Origin of the sequence: Streptomyces sp. NPDC003036 (assembly GCF_040611175.1) — a bacterium.
Taxonomy (GTDB): Bacteria; Actinomycetota; Actinomycetes; order Streptomycetales; family Streptomycetaceae; genus Streptomyces.
Window position 1 is genome coordinate 14011 of sequence record NZ_JBEXNO010000058.1, and the last position, 22824, is coordinate 36834.

Sequence of the window (22824 nt, forward strand, 5' to 3'; positions counted from 1 at the left end):
CAGCCCGGCCCGACACCCCGGCCCGAGGCCTCAGGCCGTCGCCTCGCGCCGCCGCGCCCGTACCGCCGACGCGGCCCACGCCTCCGCGGCCGCCAGCCCGGCGACCGCCGTCAGCAACAGCAGCGTCCCGGTCACCGTCGCCGCCGTCAGCCGCTCGCCGAGCACCGTCACCGCGATGACCGCCGCGCTCACCGGCTCCAAGAGCATGATCACGGACACGGTCGCGGCCCGTACGACCGCCGCCCCCGCGAAGTAGAGCGCGTACGCGAGCGCGGTCGGCACCGCGGCGATGTACGCCAACAGCCCGAAGACCTGCGCCGGTTCGGCCGTGTGCGGCAGCAGCCCCTCCGCCGCCGCCATCGGCAGCAGGGCGGCCGCACCGACCGCGAAGGCCCACACGGACATGACGAGCGGGTCCGCGCCACCGCCGTCGCGGCCGAGCCACCGCGTCAGCAGCGTGATCACCGCGTACCCGGCCGCCGACAGCACCGCCAGCGCGACCCCCGCGGGACGCACCTCTCCGGTGCCGTCGCCGAGGACCATCACGCACAGCCCGGCGAGCGCCCCCACGACGGCGACGGCCCCGCCGCGCCCAAGGCGCTCGCCCATGGTCAGCCGCGCCCCGAGCGCGATGAGCACGGGCCCGGCCCCGAGCGTGACGACGGTGCCCACGGCGAGCCCGGTCACCTCGACCGCCGCGAAGTAGGCGCTCTGGAAGGCGGTGAGGCCGATCCCCGTGGCGAGGATGCGCAGGACCCGGCGCCGCCGGGGTTCCGGGCTGCCGACCACGGGCCCGCGTCGCAGCGCCAGCGCGCCGAGCAGCAGCACGAGTCCGCCGACGCAGCGCCAGAACGACAAGGCCAGGGGTCCGAGATCACTGACCCGGAACACCAGCGAGGCAGCCGCTCCGGCGGTGCCCCACGCCACTCCGGCGACGATCAGATAGAGCAGGCTCCGCCCGACGGGCAGGGCCATGGAGGAATTCGACACGTGACGTCTCCGTACGAAGAACAGGAAGTTGGCCGCTTGACTCCGTACGCGGGCAGCGACGAACCGCCCGGGGCCGAGGGCCCCGAGCCCGGTCCTCGTCAGAGGAGGTCGAGAAGAGTGTCCGCCCGCGTTTACGCGGCGGGCGGCGGCAGCACGGTCGAATGCATGATCGCCACCTTACGTGGCGGCCCGCCCGGCGGCCACCTCATTACCGGCCCCCTCCTCGGGCGGCTCCGAGCCCGCCACGGGCTCGGCCGGGACCGCCTTGGGCGTCGACGACTGCGCGATGAAGGCCCCGACGAGCACGACCGCACCGCCGACGATCTGCGGCGCCGACAGGTGCTCGCGCAGCAGCACCCACGCCAGTACGGTCGCGATGACCGCCTCCAGGCACGCCACCACACCCGCCACCTGCGGCGAGAGCTTGCGCACGGCGACGATCCCGGTAACGTACGCGAGGACCGTCGCGATCAGCACGATCCACCCGAGCAGCATCCAGGCCGGGGCCTCGGTCCCGCCCATGTCGGCGGTGCCGCCGAGCACGGACCAGTCCATGCCCCAGGGGCGCGCGACGACGGTGAGCACGAGGGCGCCGATGAGCAGCCCGTACGCGATGACGCCGAGCGGATCGGCGGGCTCGGCCTCGTCGGAGCCCTGGTCGGAGAGGACGAAATAACCGACCTGGCAGCAGGCGGCACCGAGCGCCAGCAGCAGTCCGAGCAGGTCGAAGCCGAGTCCCGCCCACACCTCCACCACGCAGGCGAGGCCCCCGACGGCGAGGACCACGCCGACGACGGCGGCACGGGTCACGGGACGGCGCTGGACGAACCGCACCCAGCCGAGGACGAGCGCCGGGGCGAGGTACTCGATGAGCAGGGCGACCCCGACGGGAATGCGGGAGAGCGCGGCGAAGTAGCAGGCCTGTACGCCGGCCACGGCGAGCAGCCCGAAGCCGGCCAGCAGGGCGGGCTTGCGGCGCAGCAGGTCGCGGTGGCGCCAGGCGACGGGCAGCATGACGAGCGCGGCGCCCGTCACCCGTAGCCACACCACGTGCAGCGGGTCGAGACCCGCCTCGATCAGCGGCTTGGCCGCGACACCTGATCCACCGAATGCGAAGGCCGAGGCCAGGGCAAGTCCCAGGCCGGCGCTTCTCCCCTGAGACGCGTGCATCGGCACATCATGGCAGCAGCCGGTCAGGAGCGTAAAGGCTGTGACACCTGTTGAGACGACTACAGCAAGTCGCCGACCGGTGGCGGCGGTTCGACGAACGGCGGGTCCCGCGGCCGAGACCGGTCGCGGGACCCGCCGTCCCCGTGGGGTGGATCAGTCCTCGTCGGCAAGGATCAGGTAGAGCTTCTTGCGGGCGTCGTTGACGACGGCCAGGGCCTTCTGCCGCTGCTCGGCGTTGCCGGTCTTCCAGACCTGCCCGAACGCCTCGAACAGGCCGGCGCCGGCCTGCCGGACTTCGTTCAGCGCCTCCCAGTCGACCCCGCGCCCGGCTTCCTCCCAGGGGGCTTCGGGCCCCGCTTCGGCCTCCGTGCGTCCGGTGTCGCTCAGGGTGAACAGCTTCTTGCCTCCGTCGCTCTCGCTGACGATCAGGCCCTCGTCCTCCAGCAGCTGGAGGGTCGGGTAGACCGAGCCGGGGCTGGGCCGCCAGGCCCCGCCGCTGCGCTCGGCGATCTCCTGGATCATCTCGTAGCCGTGCATCGGGCGGTCCTTCAGCAGCGCCAGGATCGAGGCCCGGACATCACCGCGCCGCGCCCTGCCCCGACCGCCTCCCCGCCCGGGCCCGCCGCCGAACGGCCCCCCGCGGAAGGGCCCGCCACCGAAGCCCGGCCCGAACGGCCCGAAGGCGGCACGCAGCCGCTCGAAGCCACCGAACTCGCCGCCCCAGCCGTGCCCGTGCCCGTGTCCGGGCCCATGTCCATGTCCATGCCCATGCTCGTGTCCGTGTCCGTGGTCAGCCGCACGCATCACTGACGCTCCCTCCATCGATGACTTGTCGCGATGCGTCAACGATATATCGGAACACTTCTGCGGGCAATCGTTTGGATTGGAAGCACCGCCGCGGGCGCACGCCGATGAGGCGGAAGCAGCTTTGAGCTGGACTTCCGCGGTTCTTCTGGAGATGTTCAGCGAGCCGAAGGACGTCCGGCAGCCGGAATCGATGCGCCTGGGAGGGGCGGAGGCCCCAACGGCTTCGTCAAGGCCTCACAGCGAGGGCGCGACGCCGCGCCTCACGGTCCCGTGGCACGTCACTTGTCCAGCTCACGCATCGCCTCGGCGTGGGCGCTCATCCGGATGCTGACACTGCCGCTCGTGAAGAGCACAGCGCCGGCGACCGACACCGGCACGGACAGCCCGAGCACAGCCAGGGCTTCAGGCCAGTCGCGTTCGTTCGCACACCAGTCTTCCCTGCGCAGACCGTCGTTGGCCGTACCACGTTCGGTCAACAACCGTGACTCGCACTCCGCGGGGTAGTGGTCGTCGGGCACCCTGTCGACCTCGTAGGGCGTCAGCAGCAACAGGGCACACCATGTCCACTGGAGCGCCGCGACGACGAACAGACCGATACCCCACGCGCGTATCCGTCCGGCCTGGTCGCGGAAGTCGAGGTCGTACTCACGTGATCGCATGACGGACGAATCTAACAGCGGGTTCTCGCAGATCAGACAGCCGCGATCGCGACCGTCTCCCCGCCGAGGCCAGTCCAGCGAGCTCGAATTGGCCGTGGCCCGCCGCCTCACCGCGCCCCTACCGTCGGCCCCATGCGGATTCGAATCGTCGACGCCTTCACCGACCGCCCCTTCGCCGGCAACCCGGCGGGGGTGCTTCTCCTCGACTCCTTCCCGGACGACCACTGGCTCCAGAAGGTGGCCGCCGAGCTCAACCTCTCCGAGACCGCCTTCGCCCACCCGCTCCCGCCCGGCGGCGATGCCGACTGGGCGCTGCGCTGGTTCACCCCGGTCGCCGAAGTGGACATGTGCGGCCACGCGACCCTCGCCACCGCGCACGTCCTGCACACCACCGGCCGCGCGACCGGCACCGTCCGCTTCGCCGCGCGCTGCGGCATCCTGTCGGCGACGGCCGCGGCGGACGGCTCGGTCACGATGGACTTCCCGACCTCCAGCCTGACGCCGGTGCCCGCGCCGGACGGGCTCGCGAAGGCGCTCGGCGCCGACGTCGTCTCCGTACACGACACCGCCGCGCACATCGGCGACCTGCTGGTGGAGCTGGCGGACGAGGAGGCCGTACGCTCCCTGGCGCCGGACCTGCCGGCGCTGGCGGGCCTGTCGGACCGGGGCGTCATCGCCACGGCCGCCGCCGAGCCGGCCCGCGGCTACGACTTCGTCTCCCGTTGCTTCTTCCCGGCGCTCGGCATCGACGAGGACCCGGTGACCGGCAGCGCGCACACCGCGCTCGCGCCGTTCTGGTCGGAGCGCCTGGGCCGCGACGAGCTGACCGGCTTGCAGGGCGGCGCCCGGACCGGGCTGGTCCGCACCGCTCTGCGCGGCGCGCGGACGCTGCTGACGGGTAACGCGGTGACGGTCGTCGAGGGCGATCTGCTCGCCTGAGACGGCGAAGGGGGCGTACGGCGGCATCGCCCTACGCCCCCTCTCCACCAAGGGTCCGTCACTCGACGGGCAACCACCCCACCTGCCCTTTCAGCAGCGCGTACCCGACGAACGCCACGATGTCGAGCAGCGCGTGCGCCACCACCAGCGGGCCGACCCGCCCCCACCGCCGGTACAGCACCACGAAGACCGCGCCCATCACCATGTTGCCGATGAAACCGCCGATGCCTTGGTACAGGTGGTACGAGCCGCGCAGCACCGCACTCGCCACCAGCGCCGCCACCGGGGTCCAGCCGGACTGCCCGAGCCTGCGCAGCAGATACCCGACGACGATGACCTCCTCCACCACGGAGTTCTGCACCGCCGACAGGACCAGCACCGGGTACTTCCACCACACCGCGGGCAGCGACTCGGGCACCACGGTCAGGTTGAACCCGGCCGCCCGCGCCACCAGGTAGAAGGCCAGCCCGGCGCTGCCGATGCCCGCCGCGACCAGCGCCCCGCGGCCCAGGTCGCTCCACGGCCTGCGGCGGTCGAAGCCGATGATCCGCAGGCCCGCCCCCTCCCTGAGCAGCAGGTGCGCCACGAGCAGGACCGGCACGAGCGCCGTCGCGATGCCGAACAGCTGCCAGGCGAGGTCGAGCCACGGCCGCCCGGGCGCCGCCGAGGTGTTGAGGTGGGCCGCCTGGTCCTTCAGGCCGCCGGGCTTCGTCAGCGCCCCGGCGAAGCTGATGAGTGAGGCGACCGCGCTGGCGCCGAGCGAGAGGGCCAGCACGAGCAGCAGCTCGGAGCGGAAGATCCTTCGGGAGGAACCCGAACCGCCGTCGGGAACCGACTCGGCCACACGCCCCGCCTCTGCCTGCACACCTGTCTCCACTTCACCCGTCCCGGCTCCACGCCTACGGGCACAGCTTGCCCTACGGCGCCGGGAACCCCACCGGCCAGGTGTGCACGGGCTCGCCCTGCCGCATCAGCTCGCAGTAGCGGCGCGTGGTGGCGGCCAGCGCGGCCTCGCGCCCCAGGCCCGCGGCCAGGGCCCGGTGAAACGTTTCCACCTGCCAGGACGCGCCGTTCACCCGCCGCTTGCACCGCTCCTCGATGATCCCCAGGTAGCGGTCGCGGTCGGCCCGCTCGATGCCCCACGCGTCGAGGCCCGCCGCCGCGAGCGGCAGCAGCTCGTCCCGTACGAGCTTCACCGCCGGGACGGCCGACGTCCCGCCGCCGCGCCCGGGCCGGGGCCAGCGCAGCTCGGCGTCGATGCCGTACCGGCACGCGGTGTCGAAGTTGGCGGCCGCGTCGGTGAACGGCATCCGCCGCCACACCGGCCGGGGCTCCTCCGCCAGGGCCCGTACGAGCCCGTAGTAGAAGGCGGCGTTGGCCAGTACGTCGTCGACGGTCGGCCCGGCCGGCAGCACCCGGTTCTCCACGCGCAGGTGCGGTACGCCGTCGACCACTCCGTACACCGGCCGGTTCCAGCGGTAGACCGTGCCGTTGTGCAGGACGAGCTCCTGGAGGGACGGGACGCCGCCCTGGTCGAGGACCCGCAGCGGCTCCTCGTCGTCGCAGATCGGCAGCAGAGCGGGGAAGTACCGCACGTTCTCCTCGAAGAGCTCGTACGCCGAGGAGACCCACCGCTCGCCGAACCACGTGCGCGGCCGTACGCCCTGGGCCTGGAGCTCGGGCGGCCGGGTGTCGGTGGCCTGCGTGAACAGCGGCGGCCGGGACTCGCGCCACAGCTCGCGCCCGAAGAGAAACGGCGCGTTGGCGCCGACCGCGATCTGGACGGCGGCGATGGCCTGCGCCGCGTTCCACACGTCCGGGAACCGCGCGGGCGTGACCTGGAGGTGCAGCTGTACGGAGGTGCAGGCGGCCTCGGGTGTGATGGAGGCGGCGGTGGAGCTGAGGTGCTCGACGCCCTCGATGTCGAGCGTGAAATCCTCGCCCCGCGCGGCGACGATCTGGTCGTTGAGCAGCATGTACCGGTCGACGTCCGACAGGTTTCCGGAGACGAGATCGCCCTCGGCGAGCGTGGGCAGAATCCCGATCATCACGATCCCGGCGTCGACCTCCTTGGCCTTGCGGTGCGCGTACCCCAGGCCGGTGCGCAGCTCCTCGGCGAGCTGATCGAAAACACGGCCGCCGAGCCGGTGGGGAGCGATGTTCACTTCCAGATTGAACATTCCGAGTTCGGTCTGGAAATCCCGGCTCGCGATGCGCTCCAGCACCTCGGCATTCATCATCCGCGGCAGGCCGTCCGAGCCCGCAAGATTCAGCTCGATCTCCAGCCCCATCAGATTCTTCGGGCGGTCGAACCTCTTCTCGGCGAGGAGCCGCTCAAGGGCCTTGAGACACTGCTGGAGCTTGTGGCGATACCTCTGCCGATCGGACAGGTCGAACGCGCCCGCCACGACCTTCTCCCCCATCGAAGCGTCCCTCCTCGTGGGTGGCGCGCGGCGTCGGCCGCCCGCATCACGGACGATAATGCCCAGCCGGACTGATCTGTAACGCCCCCGCCGGAACCGCGTGGCGGGTAGGCTGGATAGGAAGACCGTCCGGCACATTCCGGGGGCAAGCCGCAGCGCGTGGTTACCACGGGCAAGTCCCGCTGACTTCCGATGATAATCAACGGCGAGATTCGGCCGACCGCGCCCTGGGCGGCGGCGCAGGCCGCAGCCGTGGGGTTCACGGGAAATCTACAGGAACTCCGCAAAACAAAGTCCCGATCCGGGCTTGTTTGCAATATCGGCGACAGCTAGCGGAAACATCACGTGAACACGCGTCGTATAAACTCCGCGGACGAGGCAGAGAGTCGGCGCCCGGCCATGGCCCGACGGCCCCCTTATGGACCCGCCCTCTGACCCCGTCGCCGACAGCGCCGTCCGCACCTCCCCCGCATCACCTGTCTCTTGAGTGAGAGGCGACCCAACCATGCCGCTCCATGTCTCCCAGGCACCCGCGCCCGCCCTTCGCAGTGTTCTCATGGCCCTCGGCTCCGCCGCCGTCCGTGAGGCGCACACCCCTGCCCTGCGGTCCGTCCAGGGACCGCTGAGCCCCGAACTGCCGCTTCCCGTCCACGAGTTGGACGTGCTCGACGTACGCGACCAGATCGTTCCGCCCGCCGGCGCACCGCGCACGCGCCTGACCGGCTGGCGGTTCCTGATCCGCGGCGGCGAACGCCCCGTCGCCGCCGCGGACACCAGGCTCACCCCGGACGGGTGGGCCTTCTCGCACTTCTTCGAGGGGCCCTACCTCGCCTCGACCGAGCGCGCCCTGCACCAGGCCGAGACGATGACGACGCACTACCAGCCCCGGCTGCTGTCCGTGCCGGAGCTGTACATGCTCACGCTGTGGCTGCACGGCGACCCGGACGCCGACCCGGCCACCGGCAGCCCCGCCCCGACGGACCTGCTGGTGCCGCTGGCGCCCGCGCCGCCCGGGATCGCCGCCCACCTCCCGTACCGGGTCGCGGACCTGCTGCCGGTCCTGACGCTCCGCCTCGGTCCACCGCCGCTGCTGGAGTCAACCGCGTGACACGACGGGGTGGCCCGTACGGGCTAGCCCACTGGGGCCACCCCGAACCACCCGAAGGGACAGGGGGTTTGAGTTGAACCATCCGCACGGGTGATACGTCCTTAGGCAGTAGGAAGAGCTGCTGCGAAATCCCTGCGGACGGACGCCCGTGGGGCAACACTGGGACCGGATCGACCGACACAACGGGGGGCGGCCATGAACACCGCATCGAGCCGCAGGACAGACACCACACCGCAGCGAAAGAACCCATCCATGTGCCAGCACCAGCCACCCTGCCCGACCGCCGACTCCGCCGACCGGGAGGCGGCCCGCCTGGTGGCGCACCACCCGGAACAGGGCTGGAGCCTGCTGTGCAACGGCGTCCTCCTCTTCGAGGACACCGGTGAACTGCTGCCGGACGGCCAGATCATCGCGCCGCACCGGCCGCTCGGCACCGCACACGTCATGACGGCCGCCTGAACCGGCCACCGCACGGCGAAGGGCCGGTACGGATCACTCCGTACCGGCCCTTCGTCATGGCCGTGCCGACCGTCGACCGTTTCCGACCGTCGGTCCGTCTCCGACGGTCAGTTGTCGTACTCGTCCAGCGGCGGGCAGGAGCAGACCAGGTTGCGGTCGCCGAACGCGCCGTCGATCCGGCGCACCGGCGGCCAGTACTTGTCCGCGGCGGACACCCCGGCCGGGAAGACCGCCTCCTCACGGCTGTACGCGTGCGACCACTCGCCACCCAGCGCGGCCGCGGTGTGCGGGGCGTTGCGCAGCGGGTTGTCCTCGGCGGGCCACTGGCCCGAGGCGACCTTCTCGATCTCGCCGCGGATCGCGATCATCGTGTCGCAGAACCGGTCGAGCTCGGCCAGGTCCTCGCTCTCGGTCGGCTCGATCATCAGCGTGCCGGCCACCGGGAACGACATGGTCGGCGCGTGGAAGCCGTAGTCGATCAGGCGCTTGGCGATGTCGTCGACGCTGACGCCGGTCGCCTTCGAGATCGGGCGCAGGTCGACGATGCACTCGTGCGCGACCAGCCCGGCCGGGCCGGTGTACAGCACCGGGTAGTGCGGCTCCAGGCGCTTGGCGATGTAGTTGGCCGCCAGCACCGCCACCTGCGTGGCGCGCTTGAGACCCTCGCCGCCCATGAGCCGGACGTACGCCCACGAGATCGGCAGGATGCCGGCCGAGCCCCACGGGGCGGCCGAGATCGGGCCGACCCCGGTCTCCGGGCCGGCGCCCGGCTGGAGCGGGTGGTTCGGCAGGTACGGGGCGAGGTGGGCGCGGACGCCGACCGGGCCGACGCCCGGGCCGCCGCCGCCGTGCGGGATGCAGAAGGTCTTGTGCAGGTTGAGGTGCGAGACGTCGCCGCCGAACTCGCCCGGCTTCGCCAGCCCGACCAGCGCGTTGAGGTTGGCGCCGTCCACGTACACCTGGCCGCCCGCCTCGTGCACCTGGGCGCAGATGTCGGCGACGTGCTCCTCGAAGACGCCGTGCGTCGACGGGTAGGTGATCATCAGGACGGAGAGCTCGTCGCGGTACTGCTCGATCTTGGCGCGCAGGTCCTCGACGTCGATCTCGCCGTCGTCGGCGGTCTTGACGACCACGACCTTCATCCCGGCCATCACGGCGCTGGCGGCGTTGGTGCCGTGCGCGGACGACGGGATCAGGCAGACGGTGCGCTGCGTGTCGCCGTTGGCGCGGTGGTACGCGCGCACCGCGAGCAGACCGGCGAGCTCGCCCTGCGAACCGGCGTTGGGCTGGATCGACACCTTGTCGTAGCCGGTGACCTCGGCGAGGCGCTCCTCCAGCTCACGGATGAGGGTGAGGTAGCCCTGCGCCTGGTCGGCGGGCGCGAAGGGGTGCATCTGGCCGAACTCCGGCCAGGTCACCGGCTCCATCTCGGTGGTGGCGTTCAGCTTCATCGTGCAGGAGCCGAGCGGGATCATGCCCCGGTCCAGCGCGTAGTCGCGGTCGGCGAGCTTGCGCAGGTAGCGCAGCATCGCGGTCTCCGAGCGGTGCGCGTGGAAGACCGGGTGGGTCAGGTACGCGTCCGAACGCAAGCGCGCCTCGGGCAGCGCCTCCGCGGTCTCGGCGTCCAGCGCCTCGATGTCGCCGCGCACGCCGAAGGCCTCCCACACGGCGGCGAGCTGCGCGCGGCCGGTGGTCTCGTCGCAGGCGACCGAGACGTGGTCGGCGTCGACGAGGCGCAGGTTGACGCCGTTCTCGCGGGCGGCGGCGACGGCCTCGGCGGCCTTGCCCGGCACCCGGACGGTCACGGTGTCGAAGAAGCTGCCGTGGACGACCTCGACGCCGCCGGCGCGCAGCCCCTCGGCGAGGATCGCCGCGTACCGGTGCACGCGCTGCGCGATCTGCTTCAGCCCGTCGGGGCCGTGGTACACGGCGTACATGCCGGCCATGACGGCGAGCAGCACCTGCGCGGTGCAGATGTTGCTGGTGGCCTTCTCCCGGCGGATGTGCTGCTCGCGGGTCTGCAGCGCCAGGCGGTACGCCTTGTTGCCGTCGGCGTCGACGGAGACGCCGACGAGCCGGCCCGGCAGGGAGCGGGCGAAGGTGTCGCGCACGGCCATGTAGCCGGCGTGCGGACCGCCGAAGCCCATCGGCACGCCGAACCGCTGGGTGGTGCCGACGGCGATGTCGGCGCCCAGCTCGCCGGGCGAGGTGAGCAGCGTCAGCGCGAGGAGGTCGGCGGCGACGGTGACGACGGCGCCGAGCTCGTGGGCCCGGTCGATGACCGGCTTGATGTCCCGTACGGCGCCGGACGCGCCCGGGTACTGGATCAGCACGCCGAAGACGCCGCGCTCGGCGACCTCGGCCGGGATGCCCTCGCTGAGGTCGGCGACGACGACCTCGACGCCGGTCGGCTCCGCGCGGGTCTCGATGACGGCGATGGTCTGCGGCAGGGCGTCGGCGTCGATGAGGAAGACCCCGCCCTTGACCTTGCCGACGCGGCGGGCCAGCGCCATGGCCTCGGCGGCGGCGGTGCCCTCGTCGAGCAGCGAGGCGCCGGAGGTGGGCAGGCCGGTCAGGTCGGCGACCATGGTCTGGAAGTTGAGCAGCGCCTCCAGACGGCCCTGCGAGATCTCCGGCTGGTAGGGCGTGTACGCCGTGTACCAGGCCGGGTTCTCCATGACGTTGCGCAGGATGACCGGGGGCGTGAAGGTGCCGTAGTAGCCGAGCCCGATCATCGGGGCCAGCACCTGGTTGCGGTCGGCGAGCGAGCGCAGCTCGGCGAGGACCTCGGCCTCGGTGCGCGCCGCCGGCAGCCCGAGCGCCTCGGCGGTCTTGATCACATCCGGCACGGCGGCGGCGGTCAGCTCGTCGAGCGAGCCGTAGCCGACCTGCGCGAGCATCTTGGCGCGGGCCTCGGCGTCGGGGCCGATGTGCCGCTGCTCGAAGGGGATGCCCTGCTCAAGCTCGGAGAGCGGAGTACGGTTGGCGGTCATCTACGGAGGCCTCCTGGTCGTCACGACCTGCGAGGGGCACCATGGCGCGGGTGCCCGGACGGCCTCCCCCTCTGTCATCTCAACCTGAGAGCTTCACCGGGCGCCACTGGGGGCCGCCCGGCTTTCACCGTCGGTGAGAGCGGATGCCGTCCGACGCCCGCCCTGCTTTCCAGAGTGACCTCGTCCATGCGGTACCGGGTGCCTGAGAGATTCCGGGGAGGATTTGCTCCTTCGGCGCCTCCGAAAGGATTCTCCAGAGGACTCTCCCGCATGGGGTCAACAGCCGCCTGCCAGCCTACCAGCGAGGTCCAGGCCCGATCCCTCGAGTGGCCGACGTCACGGATGTGCACTTTCGTAGTGGTGTAGTGCAGTTGCGAGCGGTTGCGACCAGTTGGAGGGACCGTGCAGACCGATATCGATCCGCGGAGCCTGATCGGCCGCAAGGCCTACGACCGCAACGGCCACAAGATCGGCACCGTCGACGAGGTGTACCTGGACGACGCGACGGGCGTGCCCGAGTGGGCCGCCGTCCGCACCGGCCTCTTCGGCCGCGACGCCTTCGTCCCCCTGGCCCCCAGCGACCTCGCCGACGACGGTCTCCACGTCCCGTACGACCGCGCCCTGATCAAGGACGCCCCCGACTTCGGCGTCGGCCGCCACCTCTCCCCCGAGCAGGAGCTCCAGCTCTACCACCACTACGGCCTCGAGCTCCCGTCCCCTCCCCCACCCGACCCGGAGCCGGACCCGGACCCCGACTCCGGCCTCGGCGACCTCGCGGGCCGCGACGGCTGACGCGCCGCCCGCCTGTCAGGGCGACGGCGCCCGCTCCACCTGCTCCCGCGCGACCAGCGGCAGCGGGTCCGACGGCTCCAGGGCCGGGTCGTCGGTCCGGAAGGTCCGCACCCGGCCCGGCGGCGAGCCGGGCTCCTCGAACCGCACGGTCACGCGCCCCACCCCGCTGCCCTGCACCCACCCCGGCCCGTACTCGTCGTGCCGGACATCCTGCCCGGCCAGCCACCTGCGCTCCCCGCCGCCGTCGGCGTCCTCCGCGGCTCCCGTCCCAGCGGCCGCGCCCGCCACACCGGCCTCGCCGACCCCGGCAGCCGGCTCCTGCGGCTCCGGGACCGTGCCCCCCTGGGGCCCGGCCGGCGCCTCCGCCATCGCCGCCTGGGCGAACAGGTCCTCCTGGGTGTAGTCCGCGAGCCCCGTCACCCCCACCCCCAGGAGCCGCACGCCACCCGTGGTGTCCACCGACTCCAGCAGCCGGGCCGCCGCCTCCCGGACCACCGCGAGGTCGTCCGTCGGCCCGCGCAGGGTCTCGGATCTGGTCAGCGTCGAGAAGTCGTACCGGCGCACCTTCAGCACCACCGTCCGCCCCGACCGCCCGGCCCCGCGCAGCCGCCGCACGCACCGGTCGGCCAGGCGCTCCACCTCCAGGCGCACCCGCACGCGGTCGTGCAGGTCCACGTCGAAGGTGTCCTCCACGGAGACGGACTTGGCGTCCCGCTCGGCGACCACGGGCCGGTCGTCGTGCCCCAGGGCCATCCGGTACAGCGACGCCCCGTGGGCCCTGCCCAGCAGCCGTACGAGCTCGTCCTCGCCCGCCTCCGCCAGATCGGCCACGGTCGTCATCCCGGCCCGGCGCAGGTGCTCGCCGGTGGCGGGGCCGACTCCCGGCAGGATCCGCACCGACATCGGCCCGAGCAGCTCGCGCTCGGTCCCCGGCTCTATGAGCACCAGTCCGTCGGGCTTCGCCTGCTCCGACGCGATCTTCGCCAGCATCTTGGAGCCCGCGAGGCCGACGGAGCCCGTCAGTCCCGTAACCGCCCGGATGTCCGCGCGCAGGCGCTCCCCGGTCGCTCGTGCCGTCGCCGCGTCGTGAGCCGTGCCGCCCGCCTCCAGGTCGACGAACGCCTCGTCCAGGCTCAGCGGCTCCACCAGCGGCGACAGCCGCCGCAGCAGCTCCATGACCTGGTCGCTCACGGCCCGGTAGAGCGTGAAGCGCGGCACCAGATACGCGGCGTTCGGCGCCAGCCGCCGCGCCTGCGCCATCGGCATCGCCGAGTGCACCCCGAAGCGCCGCGCCTCGTACGACGCGGTGGCGACGACCCCGCGCGGCCCCAGGCCGCCCACCACCACGGGCTTTCCGCGCAGGCTCGGCTTCGCCGCCTGCTCGGCGGCGGCGAAGAAGGCATCCATGTCCAGATGCAGAATCGTCGGCGCGGCTCTCACATCACCGATGCTGCCTCACGCCACTGACAATCGCCCGCACGCACGTGCGATCCTGGACCGCCGCGCGGGTACTGCCGCGCGGCCGTCACACGGCCCTGTCGCGCCTGCGCCGTGCCAGCTCGTCGGCCGGATTGTGCCCGATGAGCGTCTCGCCGGTGTCGACGCGCTCCCCGTGCAGCTGCGAGAGCGCCGCCTCGACGTCCCGCCACACCACACCCACGGCGATCCCGAAGACACCCTGGCCGCCCTGGAGAAGATCGACGACCTCGTCCGGCGACGAGCACTCGTACACCGTGGCGCCGTCGCTCATCAGCGTCATGCGCTCCAGGTCCCGGAAGCCCCGGGCGCGCAGGTGCTGGACGGCGGTGCGGATGTTCTGCAACGCGACCCCGGTGTCCAGGAACCGCTTGACGATCTTGAGGACGACGACATCGCGGAAGCTGTAGAGCCGCTGCGTCCCCGACCCGTACGCGGGCCGCACGCTCGGCTCGACGAGCCCCGTACGGGCCCAGTAGTCGAGCTGCCGGTACGTGATGCCGGCCGCCGCGCAGGCGGTCGGCCCCCGGTACCCGATGACATCGGTTGCCGGATCCGCCGGCTCCTCCTGAACGACCCCGTGGACGGACGCGTTTCCGTGAAGCGGATACGGCCCGCTCTGCCCCAGACTTCGTCCGGGGATACCCCCAACCGCACCGTCGCCGCTGCTCATCACGCCGACCCTCCGTCCTTGACCTGCCATCTCGACGGTAGGCAGTCACCCGGGGTGCGTCAACGATCGCCACACTCGGCACGCCGAGTGATAATCACCCTGAGGGTGGTTTCCCGTGTCCCATTTCCGGGAACACATCACGGAATGCGCTGAAGGCGGCCCCTACGGCCCTCCTCGGGTACGACGCCGATCAATGCCCGATCGACGCTCGATCGACTCGGATCACCGAGACCGCTCGGCCGACGCCGCCGCGGGCTCACCGCGCCGACGCCACCGAAAGCGGCCGGGTCACTGGCTGTTGGTGCCGAAGTCCTCGGGCGAGATCTGGTCGAGGAACTCGCGGAACTTCTCCACCTCGTCCTCCTGCTCGTCCGGGATCGCGATCCCGGCGTCGTCCAGCACCCCGTCACTTCCGTAGATGGGCGTACCGGTCCGCAGGGCCAGCGCTATGGCGTCGGACGGCCTCGCGCTCACCTCGACACCGCTGGCGAAGACCAGCTCCGCGTAGAAGACCCCGTCCCGCAGGTCCGTGATCCGGACTTCGGTCAGCTCCTGACCCACGGCCTCCAGTACGTCCTTGAAGAGGTCATGGGTGAGCGGTCGCGCAGGGGCCATGCCCTGCTGGGCGAAGGCGATGGCCGTCGCCTCCCCGGGACCGATCCAGATGGGGAGGTACCGATCCCCTCCCACTTCACGCAGGAGCACGATCGGCTGGTTGGACGGCATTTCCACCCGGACACCGACAACATCGAGCTCGTTCACATTGCAACCCTAGGACGTGCTGGACCGGTTTGGGTAGTCGGGGCCGCTCCCGGCTCCTCGGAGGTCAGTGCAACCGGACACCGAGAGCCGTCTGCAGCAGCGCCGCGTGCAGCCGTACGGACAGAGCCGCGAGCTCCTTCGCGGTCGCCTCCGCATGGGCTCTGGTCTGCGGATTCCGGTGCCGGCGCAGCGGCGCGACGACCTGCTCGACCAGCCCGGCCTCCCGCTCGGCGGCGGCCTTCACGGCCCGCAGATGGCGCGGTTCCAGACCGAAACCGCCCAGCTCCGCGACGAGCTTGGCGATGGTCACCGCCTCGGCGTCGTACGCGCCGTCGGCCACGGGCGTGATCAGCCCGTACGCCTCCCACTCGGCGAGCTCGTCCTCGCCGACCCCGGCGGCCACGAGCAGCTCCGCACGGCCCACCCTGGCCGCCGTGGGCGCGTCCGCGTCCGTATCCCAGGGGTCGCCGTCCGGCGACTCCCGGCGCCCGCCGGACGCCGGGGCAGGCAGCCGCACCTGCTCCCCGCGCTCCAGGGCGTCGAGGTGCTCGCGGATCACCTTGAGCGGCAGGTAGTGGTCCCGCTGCATGCGCAGGATCCGCGCGAGCCGCTCCACATCCGCGGGACTGAACTTCCGGTATCCGGAAGCCGTCCGCTGCGGCTCGACGAGCCCCTCCGCCTCCAGGAACCGGATCTTGGAGATGGTCACTTCGGGAAACTCTTCCCGCAGCTGGGTGAGCACCGTACCGATGCTCACCAGCTGGTCGGCCGCCCCGGCGGTGCCGTGTCCGGCACCGCCCGTCGGTGGTCGCGGCATGCGCCTCCCCTGCCGGGTCACACGCCCCGCTGGCTCGCGTAGAAGACCAGCCGGTACTTGCCGATCTGCACCTCGTCGCCGTTGGACAGCGGCACCGAGTCGATGCGCTCCCGGTTGACGTACGTGCCGTTGAGGCTGCCGACGTCCGAGACCGTGAAGCTGCCGTCCGGCGACCTGCGGAACTCCACATGACGCCGCGACACCGTCACGTCGTCGAGGAAGATGTCGCTCTGCGGGTGGCGGCCGGCCGTCGTCAGGTCGGAGTCCAGCAGGAAGCGGCTGCCCGAGTTCGGCCCGCGGCGCACCACCAGGAGCGCCGAGCCGAGCGGCAGCGCCTCCACAGCCGCCTGAGCCTCGGGCGACAGCGACGGCAGCTGCGTCTGACCGGTGGCCTCGGAGTCGTACGCCTCCAGGCCCGAGATCGAGATGGTCGACGTCGTCTCGGAGGCGCGCTCCGCGGGGACGCCCCCTCGCAGCGGCGCACCGCAGTTGGAGCAGAACCGGCTCGCCTCGGCGTTACGGTGCCCGCACCTCGTACAAACCGGCATGGACGAGTCTCCGCCCGTACTCGAGGTCGATGGATCCCCGAAACCTATGCGGCCGGAAGCAGCAGGGTCAACAGACGCGCCCTGCCCCCCGGGAACACCGCCCGGACCGGCGACCTCATCGCGGAACAGCGGACGCTCCCCGCCCTGCTCCTCATTCTGGGCGTGGCGCGACGCGCGGTGCTTGGCACTGCTGCCGTCCTCGCGTGCGCTCTTGCCGAACAACTTCGCAAACAACTTCACGGGCGATTCCCCTTGACCGAAACAGACCCGCCCGTGGGGCAGGACGAACCCTGACTGAACACACCTGCCGACCCGGACACCCTCACAACGTCCGTATCCTCCGGACAGTTTCCACCACGCACCATGCGGGTGATGCGCCGACCCCCCGCAACCTCATGCCCTTGTCTCGCGGCCCCCATGCACCCCCGCCTCACTGCGATGACGACCGAGCGTAGTGAGGCCGCTCCGCCGGTCGCAAGGCATCCACGACGATCTTCTCCGACCTGGTGACCGCCGCGGTGGCCTGCTCTTTCTCCAGCGTCTGTACGACGCCTCCCGGGATGTTCAGCGCGGGCTCCAGGTCCTGCGGCTTCCCGATGACCTTGAAACGGTACGGTGCGCCGATCTTCCGGCCGTCCACCTCGATGTCCCCGGCCTCGCCGGAGATGTACGTGTCGGCGACGATCCTGACGTCGTTGACCTGGATGGCCTCGGCGCCCGCCGCACGCAGCTCCTGAACGGCGTCCAGCAGCATGTCGGGCTCGACCGCCCCGGCCCCGTCGTCGATCGTCAGCGTGATCCCGGGACCCTGCGCCGCCACTGTACCGGCGAGGATGCCCAGCTGACGCTCCTTCTCCAGGGTCTGCTTGCGCGCCTCTTCCGCCTGGTCGGAGCTGTTCACCAACTCGGTGCGCTGGTCCTCCAGGCGCGCCTTCTCGGCCTCCAACCGCTGCGTCCGGTCGTCCAGCTCGTCGAGGATGCGCACCAGGTCCTCCTGGCGTGCACCGCGCAGGGCGCTGTTGTCGTTGGTCGAGCGGACCTGGATGGCCAGGCCGAGACCGAGGACGAAGAGCAGTACGGCGACGATGAGTTGGGCGCGCGTGACGCGCGGCGGCCACAGGCCGGCCACCAGCCGCTGCCGCCCGGTCATCTCGGGCTCCGCGGGGCCGCCGGGACCGGACTCGGCGCCTTGCGGCCGCGCGGCCGTCGGCGACGGCGGCTCGGGGCTGCTCGCCTCCGGGCTCTTCGCCTCAGGCCTCTGCACCTCAGGGGGCAGCGCGCGCCGGGTCTCGGCCTGCGGAGTCTTCGGCTCCGGTCGCCGAGGCTCCGGCTGCTCGTGCGGGGTCGGTTCGTTCTCGCTCATCGGCCTCACGCCCGGAACACGTGCCGCCGGATGGCGGCGGCGTTGGAGAAGATGCGGATGCCCAGCACCACGACCACGCCCGTGGACAGCTGCGCGCCGACGCCGAGCTTGTCGCCCAGGAACACGATCAGCGCCGCCACGACGACGTTGGAGAGGAAGGAGACGACGAAGACCTTGTCGACGAAGATCCCGTCGAGCATGGCCCGCAGCCCTCCGAAGACCGCGTCGAGCGCCGCCACGACGGCGATCGGCAGGTAGGGCTCGACGACCGCCGGCACCTCGGGCCGGATGAACAGGCCGACCACGACTCCCACGACGAGGCCCAGTACGGCGATCAAGATGTGCCCTTCCCTGTGTCGGCCGCGCCCCGCCCGGCATCCGTGCCGGCTCCGGCGGGCCTCGGCTCTGCTGTGCGTACGATCAGGCTGGACGCGGCCGGCAGGCGCACCTCTCCCTGACCCGAAATGCTGGTACGGATACCGAAGTTCTCCTGCAGCGCGTGCAGGTACTGCCCGTCGGGGCTGTCCTGGAACGCGGTGCTGAGCTTGTTTCCGTCCCCCACCGCCAGCACCGTGTACGGCGGCACCAGCGGTTTGTTGTCGACCAGTATGGCGTCGCCCGCCGCGCGGATCGCCGACAGGGCGGTCAGCCGCTGCCCGTTGATCGCGACCGCCTCCGCGCCCGACTGCCACAGCCCGTTGACCACGCGCTGCATGTCGCGGTCGCGCACCCGCCCGGTGTCCGAGAAGCCGCTGCTCTCACGCGGCCCGTCGCCGCCCTGCTCGGTGTCCTTGGCGTCGTCGACGACCAGCTTGACGCCGGGGCCGCGTACCTCCGTCGCCCCGGAGAGCAGCGCCACGAGCTCCCCCTGGTCCCCGCCGTGCTCCTGCAGCGCCTTGCGCTGGCGCTCCCCCACCTCGGTGCGTAGCGCCTCGATCCGCTCCTCGAGCTTGTCGGCCGCGGTCGTCTCCGACTCGATCCGGTCGATGAGCTCCTCGCGCTCCTTGGCCACGACCGGGGCCGAGATCTGCGCCTGCGCGGCGCCGAGCGTGACCACCGCGGCGGCCAGCACGAGCCCCGCCGCGAGCCCAAGCTTGGCCCGCAGCGTGCGCGGCAAACCGCCGCCCTCGGCGGTGCGGCGGGCCGAGGCCTCCGCGTACCCGTCGTCGAGCGCGTGGTCCATGACATTGGTCAGCAGCGACATGGACGCGTCGGGACGCGGAGGCGGGGAACCTGTGCTCCGAACGGGGGGCTGCTGCGACATGCCGCACATCGTCGCATGTCGCGGCTGCTACCGCCGAATGGCCCCACCGGTGTGCCGGGGGCGCCCGTGGGCACCTCCCGGCACATCCGTATCCGGATTCCTCTCAGGAATCCGTCCCAGGACGTCAGCGACCGGCGCTCTCCACCACGGCGGCCCACTCGTCGAGCAGTGCCTGCGCGGACGCGTCGTCCGGCCCTTCGGCCCACAGATGGGTGACGGCCTCAGCCGGGTCGGGCAGCACCATCACCCACCGGCCGTCGGCCTCCACCACCCGTACACCGTCGGTCGTGTCGACGTGCCGGTCCCCGGCCGCCTCCACGACCCGCCGCATCACGAGACCCTTGACCGCCCACGGGGTGGCCAGGTCGCGCCGCAGCACATGAGCACGGGGTATGCGCGCGTCGATCTGGCTGAGCGTGAGTTGCGTACGCGCCACGAGACCGATCAGCCGCACGAACGCCGCCGTACCGTCGAAGACGCTGCTGAACTCCGGCACGATGAAGCCGCCGCGTCCGTCGCCGCCGAAGATGGTCGATTCCTCACGGCCGACGCGCGTCAGGTCGTCGGGCGACGTGGTCGTCCACTCCACCTGCGTGCCGTGGTACGCCGCGACCTGCTCGGCGATCCGCGTCGTGGTCACCGGCAGCGCGACGCGCCCGCTGCGCCGCTCGGCGGCCACCAGGTCGAGCAGGACCAGCAGGGCCCGGTCGTCCTCGATGATCCGGCCGCGCTCGTCGACCAGCGAGATCCGCTCGCCGACCGGGTCGAAGCGGACACCGAAGGCCGCCCGCGCCGAGGCCACGATCTCGCCGAGCCGTACCAGCCCGGCGCGCCGGGACTCGGCCGTCTCCGTGGGCCGGGACTCGTCGAGACCCGGGTTGATCGTCAGCGAGTCGACCTGGAGCCGTCCGAGGAGGCTCGGGAGAACGAGCCCGGCGCTGCCGTTGGAGGCGTCCACGACGACCTTGAGGCCCGCCTCGGCGATGCCGGTCGTGTCGACATTGCGCAGCAGGGATCCGGTGTACGAGTCGAAGACGCTGGACGGGAAGCTCAGGTCACCGATCTCACCCGGGAAGGCCCGCCGGTACTCCTGGCGCGCGTAGACCCGGTCCAGCTTCCGCTGCCCGCCCTGCGAGAGGTCCGCGCCGCGCTCGTCGAAGAACATGATGTCCACGGAGTCGGGCACCCCGGGCGACGTCCGGATCATGATGCCGCCGGCGCTTCCCCGAGCCGTCTGCTCACGCGCGACGGGCAGCGGTACGTTCTCCAGGTCGCGTACGTCGATGGCGCTGGCCTGCAGCGCCGAGATCACCGCCCGCTTGAGCGCTCTCGCACCCCGGGAGTGGTCGCGCGCCGTGGTGACGGTCGCGCCCTTCTTCAGCGTCGTGGCGTACGCGCCCGCGAGCCGGACCGCCAGCTCGGGCGTGATCTCCACGTTGAGGATGCCGGAGACCCCTCGGGCCCCGAAGAGGTGGGCCTGGCCGCGCGACTCCCAGATGACGGACGTGTTGACGAAGGCGCCGGCCTCGATCGTCTTGAACGGATAGACCCGCACATTGCCCTGAACGATCGATTCTTCACCGACGAGGCACTCGTCGCCGATGACGGCGCCGTCCTCGATGCGGGCGGCCCGCATGATGTCGGTGTTCTTGCCGATCACGCAGCCGCGCAGGTTGCTGTGCTGCCCGATGTAGACGTTGTCGTGAACAACCGCCTTGTGAAGGAAGGCGCCGCTCTTCACCACCACGTTCGACCCGACGACGGTGTGCTCGCGGATCTCCACATCGGCCTCGACCTTGGCGTAGTCCCCGATGTACAGGGGCCCGTGCAGCACCGCGTCCGGGTGCACCTCGGCACCCTCGGCGACCCACACGCCCGGCGAGATCTCGAAGCCGTCCAGCTGGACGTCGACCTTGCCCTCGAGGACGTCGGCCTGGGCCTTCACGTAGCTCTCGTGCGTGCCGACATCCTCCCAGTAGCCCTCGGCGACATAGCCGTAAATCGGCTTGCCTTCCTTCATCAGCTGCGGGAAGACATCACCGGACCAGTCGACTGGGACGTCCGGCTGGACGTAGTCGAAGACTTCCGGCTCCATGACGTAGATGCCGGTGTTGACCGTGTCCGAGAAGACCTGCCCCCAGGTGGGCTTCTCCAGGAAGCGCTCCACCTTCCCTTCCTCGTCCACGATGGTGATGCCGAATTCCAGCGGGTTCGGCACCCGCGTCAGGCACACCGTGACGAGCGCGCCCTTTTCCTTGTGGAACCTGATGAGGTCGGTCAGGTCGAAGTCGGTGAGCGCGTCACCGGAGATGACGAGGAAGGCGTCGTCCTTCAGCGCCTCCTCGGCGTTCTTGACACTCCCCGCGGTGCCGAGTGGCTTCTCCTCATTGGCATAGGTGAGCTCCATGCCGAGCTCTTCGCCGTCGCCGAAGTAGTTCTTTACGAGCGAGGCGAGGAACTGCACGGTTACGACGGTCTCAGTGAGCCCATGCCGCTTGAGCAGCCGCAGCACGTGCTCCATGATCGGCCGGTTTGCCACCGGCAGGAGTGGCTTGGGCATGCTCGAGGTCATGGGGCGAAGGCGTGTGCCTTCGCCGCCAGCCATCACAACGGCTTTCATGTCGGAAGCGTCCTCCTTGCAGAGACGACGGTCTAGCCGACTTCACCCATCCGGTAACTGGCCGTCTTACGTCGTCGGGGCGCGCTCCGTCGCTGCGCCGCACCAGAGGGACAGGCTCAATCGGCTGTGGCATCCGCCTTGACAAGTCGGCGGACTTGGACCACATAGAGGATCCCTGCCCACCAATAGAGAGTTGTACCCCATCCGGCGAACGCCCACCCGAAAACTTCAGCGAGTGATGCCAGCCACCCGTCTCCGTCACTGAGCAGAAGGAGCGGAAACGCGTACATCAAGTTGAACGTGGCGGCCTTCCCGAGGAAGTTCACCTGCGGCGGGGGATAGCCATGCCGGCGGAGGATTCCCACCATCACCAGCAGCATCAGCTCACGAGCCAATAGTGCGATCGTCAACCACAGAGGGAGGATCTCGCGCCAGGTGAGCCCGAGGAGCGTCGAAAGGATGTAGAGCCGGTCGGCGGCCGGGTCGAGCAGACGTCCGAGGCTGCTGATCTGGTTCCATCGACGGGCGAGTTTGCCGTCGAGATAGTCGCTGACACCACTGAGCATCAGTACGAGGAGAGCCCAGCCGTCACTATTCGGCCCCCCGAAGACGGGGCGGAGGATCAGCCACAGGAAGAGCGGAACGCCGACCAGGCGAGCCATGCTCAGGATGTTCGGGATGGTGAGCACCCGGTCCGTCTGAACGCGGGTCTCCTGTACCTCCACCCGGGGCCTCCTGGGGAACGTGCCAACGATGCCCCCTGACTTTACCGTCAGCGCGGCCCGCCCCGTGCACAGGGGTGCCGGCCCTTGGGCCGTGAACGCAGAAAAGCCCCGCACCATAACGGTGCGGGGCTCCCCCACAATGATTGTTCGGCGGCGTCCTACTCTCCCACAGGGTCCCCCCTGCAGTACCATCGGCGCTGAAAGGCTTAGCTTCCGGGTTCGGAATGTAACCGGGC

The 22824-nt window shown here is 71.2% G+C and carries 21 protein-coding genes, 1 rRNA gene and 1 riboswitch; of the genes, 4 read left to right on the forward strand and 18 right to left on the reverse strand.

The features are described 5' to 3' along the window. Positions 1-30: 30 nt before the first annotated feature. The 4 genes from ABZX67_RS30625 to ABZX67_RS30640 all read right to left on the reverse strand — a co-directional run bounded on the left by ABZX67_RS30625 (position 31) and on the right by ABZX67_RS30640 (position 3626). Positions 31-975, reverse strand: coding sequence for an EamA family transporter (locus ABZX67_RS30625; protein ID WP_355367154.1), 945 nt, complete (start codon positions 973-975; stop codon positions 31-33). 192 nt (positions 976-1167) lie between these two features. Continuing rightward, positions 1168-2160: an EamA family transporter gene (locus ABZX67_RS30630; protein WP_355367093.1), complete on the reverse strand. Its 993-nt coding sequence runs from the start codon at positions 2158-2160 to the stop codon at positions 1168-1170. A gap of 153 nt (positions 2161-2313) precedes the next feature. Then, positions 2314-2964 (reverse strand): PadR family transcriptional regulator, encoded by a 651-nt coding sequence (locus ABZX67_RS30635; RefSeq protein WP_355367096.1) that lies wholly within the window; start codon positions 2962-2964, stop codon positions 2314-2316. A gap of 281 nt (positions 2965-3245) precedes the next feature. Then, entirely contained in the window at positions 3246-3626 is a 381-nt protein-coding gene (locus ABZX67_RS30640) for a hypothetical protein (RefSeq protein WP_355367099.1), read from the reverse strand. Between the two features lie 132 nt (positions 3627-3758). On the opposite strand from ABZX67_RS30640, the gene ABZX67_RS30645 reads away from it, so the two are divergent. After that, the gene (locus ABZX67_RS30645; protein WP_355367102.1) at positions 3759-4565 is read left to right on the forward strand and encodes a PhzF family phenazine biosynthesis protein; all 807 of its coding nucleotides are present in this window, start codon (positions 3759-3761) and stop codon (positions 4563-4565) included. A gap of 58 nt (positions 4566-4623) precedes the next feature. On the opposite strand, the gene ABZX67_RS30650 is transcribed toward ABZX67_RS30645, so the two are convergent. Continuing rightward, positions 4624-5430 (reverse strand): type II CAAX endopeptidase family protein, encoded by an 807-nt coding sequence (locus ABZX67_RS30650; protein ID WP_355367105.1) that lies wholly within the window; start codon positions 5428-5430, stop codon positions 4624-4626. A gap of 52 nt (positions 5431-5482) precedes the next feature. Continuing rightward, positions 5483-6988 carry a glutamate--cysteine ligase gene (locus ABZX67_RS30655; RefSeq protein WP_355367108.1) on the reverse strand — a complete coding sequence of 502 codons (1506 nt, stop codon included), beginning with the start codon at positions 6986-6988 and terminating at the stop codon, positions 5483-5485. 505 nt (positions 6989-7493) lie between these two features. On the opposite strand from ABZX67_RS30655, the gene ABZX67_RS30660 reads away from it, so the two are divergent. Then, positions 7494-8096 carry a hypothetical protein gene (locus tag ABZX67_RS30660; RefSeq protein WP_355367111.1) on the forward strand — a complete coding sequence of 201 codons (603 nt, stop codon included), beginning with the start codon at positions 7494-7496 and terminating at the stop codon, positions 8094-8096. Between the two features lie 252 nt (positions 8097-8348). Further along, on the forward strand, positions 8349-8555 hold the full coding sequence (locus ABZX67_RS30665; RefSeq protein ID WP_355367114.1) for a DUF5999 family protein: 207 nt from the start codon (positions 8349-8351) through the stop codon (positions 8553-8555). Positions 8556-8662: 107 nt separating this feature from the next. On the opposite strand, the gene gcvP is transcribed toward ABZX67_RS30665, so the two are convergent. Next, a complete protein-coding gene (gene gcvP, locus ABZX67_RS30670) occupies positions 8663-11548 on the reverse strand; it encodes an aminomethyl-transferring glycine dehydrogenase (protein WP_355367117.1) in 2886 nt (961 codons plus the stop codon). A 179-nt stretch (positions 11549-11727) separates the two neighbouring features. Then, positions 11728-11827, reverse strand: a riboswitch (glycine riboswitch). A gap of 123 nt (positions 11828-11950) precedes the next feature. On the opposite strand from gcvP, the gene ABZX67_RS30675 reads away from it, so the two are divergent. Beyond that, the gene (locus ABZX67_RS30675; RefSeq protein ID WP_355367120.1) at positions 11951-12340 is read left to right on the forward strand and encodes a PRC-barrel domain-containing protein; all 390 of its coding nucleotides are present in this window, start codon (positions 11951-11953) and stop codon (positions 12338-12340) included. A gap of 15 nt (positions 12341-12355) precedes the next feature. Here ABZX67_RS30675 and ABZX67_RS30680 read toward each other — a convergent pair whose 3' ends face one another. From ABZX67_RS30680 to rrf, 11 genes are all read right to left on the reverse strand, one after another. Continuing rightward, a complete protein-coding gene (locus tag ABZX67_RS30680; RefSeq protein WP_355367123.1) occupies positions 12356-13780 on the reverse strand; it encodes a DNA polymerase IV in 1425 nt (474 codons plus the stop codon). 85 nt (positions 13781-13865) lie between these two features. Beyond that, positions 13866-14489 (reverse strand): MerR family transcriptional regulator, encoded by a 624-nt coding sequence (locus ABZX67_RS30685; RefSeq protein ID WP_355367126.1) that lies wholly within the window; start codon positions 14487-14489, stop codon positions 13866-13868. Positions 14490-14777: 288 nt separating this feature from the next. Continuing rightward, positions 14778-15251 (reverse strand): bifunctional nuclease family protein, encoded by a 474-nt coding sequence (locus tag ABZX67_RS30690; RefSeq protein WP_033327106.1) that lies wholly within the window; start codon positions 15249-15251, stop codon positions 14778-14780. 64 nt (positions 15252-15315) lie between these two features. Further along, positions 15316-16068 carry a MerR family transcriptional regulator gene (locus ABZX67_RS30695; RefSeq protein WP_355367129.1) on the reverse strand — a complete coding sequence of 251 codons (753 nt, stop codon included), beginning with the start codon at positions 16066-16068 and terminating at the stop codon, positions 15316-15318. 17 nt (positions 16069-16085) lie between these two features. Next, positions 16086-16856, reverse strand: a complete 771-nt coding sequence (locus ABZX67_RS30700; protein WP_355367132.1) for an FHA domain-containing protein — start codon at positions 16854-16856, stop codon at positions 16086-16088. 190 nt (positions 16857-17046) lie between these two features. Next, positions 17047-17979: a DUF881 domain-containing protein gene (locus ABZX67_RS30705; RefSeq protein WP_355367135.1), complete on the reverse strand. Its 933-nt coding sequence runs from the start codon at positions 17977-17979 to the stop codon at positions 17047-17049. Between the two features lie 5 nt (positions 17980-17984). After that, the gene (locus ABZX67_RS30710; protein WP_064068997.1) at positions 17985-18317 is read right to left on the reverse strand and encodes a small basic family protein; all 333 of its coding nucleotides are present in this window, start codon (positions 18315-18317) and stop codon (positions 17985-17987) included. After that, positions 18314-19243, reverse strand: a complete 930-nt coding sequence (locus tag ABZX67_RS30715) for a DUF881 domain-containing protein (protein WP_355367139.1) — start codon at positions 19241-19243, stop codon at positions 18314-18316. Before ABZX67_RS30715 ends, ABZX67_RS30710 begins: the two co-directional genes overlap by 4 nt. Before the next feature lie 124 nt (positions 19244-19367). Beyond that, on the reverse strand, positions 19368-21863 hold the full coding sequence (locus ABZX67_RS30720; RefSeq protein ID WP_355367142.1) for a mannose-1-phosphate guanyltransferase: 2496 nt from the start codon (positions 21861-21863) through the stop codon (positions 19368-19370). A 116-nt stretch (positions 21864-21979) separates the two neighbouring features. Next, positions 21980-22588, reverse strand: a complete 609-nt coding sequence (locus ABZX67_RS30725; RefSeq protein WP_355367145.1) for a CDP-alcohol phosphatidyltransferase family protein — start codon at positions 22586-22588, stop codon at positions 21980-21982. Positions 22589-22733: 145 nt separating this feature from the next. Next, positions 22734-22824 (reverse strand): 5S ribosomal RNA (gene rrf, locus ABZX67_RS30730); the annotation flags it as partial.